This window comes from Pseudomonas psychrophila HA-4 (assembly GCF_000282975.1).
In the GTDB taxonomy this organism is placed as follows: domain Bacteria; phylum Pseudomonadota; class Gammaproteobacteria; order Pseudomonadales; family Pseudomonadaceae; genus Aquipseudomonas; species Aquipseudomonas psychrophila_A.
The window spans coordinates 1-1,588 of sequence record NZ_ALJC01000046.1 but is presented as its reverse complement, the minus strand read 5'-3'; the positions used below and the strand labels follow the sequence as shown (position 1 = coordinate 1,588).

At 63.0% G+C, this 1,588-nt stretch carries 1 protein-coding gene; it reads right to left on the bottom strand.

Annotated elements, in window-relative coordinates:
• The coding region (locus B347_RS24695; RefSeq protein ID WP_033387247.1) for a condensation domain-containing protein at positions 1-1,588 on the bottom strand (1,588 nt) is incomplete at both ends.

Sequence of the window (1,588 nt, the reverse complement as noted above, 5' to 3'; positions counted from 1 at the left end):
AGCGCCAAACCGACCCGCACCTGCGGGCCGACCCCGAGCTCGCGCAGCCGCCAGGCCAGTTGATTGGCGCGGCCGTCGAGTTCGCTATAGCTCAGGTGTTGCCCGGCGAAGGTCAGCGCGATGGCCTGCGGATGCACGCGTGCCTGTTCGGCAAACAGTTGGTGAACGCACTGATCGAGACGGTATTTGCCCGCTGCGGGGGCCAGCCCATCGAGCAAGCGTTGGCGCTCATCAACGTGCAGCAACGGCAAATCGCTTAGGCGTTGTTGCGGGTTCGCCAGCAAGGCCTCCAGCACATTGCGCCAGTGCTCAGCCATTTTGGCGATGCGCGGCTCGTCAAACAGGTCAGTGCTGTACGTCAGGCAACAACCTAAGCGATGGTCCAGTTCGGTGACTTCTAGGTTGAGGTCGAACTTAGTGGCCCGTGCATCGTTGGCCAAAAACTCGACCCTCATACCGGCCAACTCACGGCTTTGCTGGAATTCCCATCGCTGTACGTTGCACATCACTTGGAACAGTGGGTTGTAAGCAGCGCTGCGCGGGGGGTGCAGGGCTTCGACCAAGTGGTCGAACGGCAAGTCCTGATGTGACTGGCCTTCAATGACGGTCTGGCGCACCTGCGCCAACAGTTCATCGACGCGCAGGTGCCCGTCCAACTCACAGCGCAGCACTTGCGTGTTGAGGAAAGCACCGATCAGCCCTTCGCTTTCGGGGCGGATGCGGTTGGCCACGGGCGCGCCAATACGCACGTCGGTCTGGCCGCTGTAGCGGTAGAGCAGCACCGCGAGGGCGGCGGTCATGGTCATGAAGAGGGTCAGGCCGTGCTCGGCATTGAACGCCCGCACCCGCGCCGCAAGGTCGTCGCTCAGGTCAAAACGGTACAGCTCGCCCTTATGGCTTTGCACCAATGGCCGTGGCCGGTCGCCGGGCAGTTCTAGTAACGGGTGTTCGTTGCCCAGTTTGGCCATCCAGTAATCAAGCTGGCGTTGCCCCTCACCCGACTCCAGCCACTGGCGGTGCCACACGCTGTAGTCCAGGTAGTGCACGGCCAGCGGTGCCAGCGGCGAGGCCCGATCATCGAGAAACGCGTCGTACAATTCGCCCAGTTCACGGGCAAAAATGTCCATCGCCCAGCCTTCGGTGACGATGTGGTGCAGGGTCAGCACAAGGTAATGTTCGCGCTCGGCGGCCTTGACCATGTGGGCCCGCAACAATGGCCCGTGCTCCAGATCAAACGGCTGATGTGCCTCGCTGTCGGCCAGCGCCTGCAAGCGGTGTTGGCGGGTCGCCTGGTCAAGCTGGCTGAGGTCGAGCCAGCCCATGTTCAGCCCGGTGTCGCGCTGCACCTGCTGGCAGGCCACACCATTGACGCTGGGGAACGTGGTGCGCAGGGTTTCGTGACGCTGGATCAAGGCATGCAGTGCAGCCTCGAAACGCTCGACGTCCAAGCGCCCAGTGAGGCGCGCCATGCCGCCGACGTTGTAAGCCGGGCTGTCGGGTTCCATTTGCCAGAGAAACCACATTCGCTGCTGGGAATACGACAGCGGCACCGGCTGGCTGCGGTCGACCGGCTGGATCGCCAGTTGAG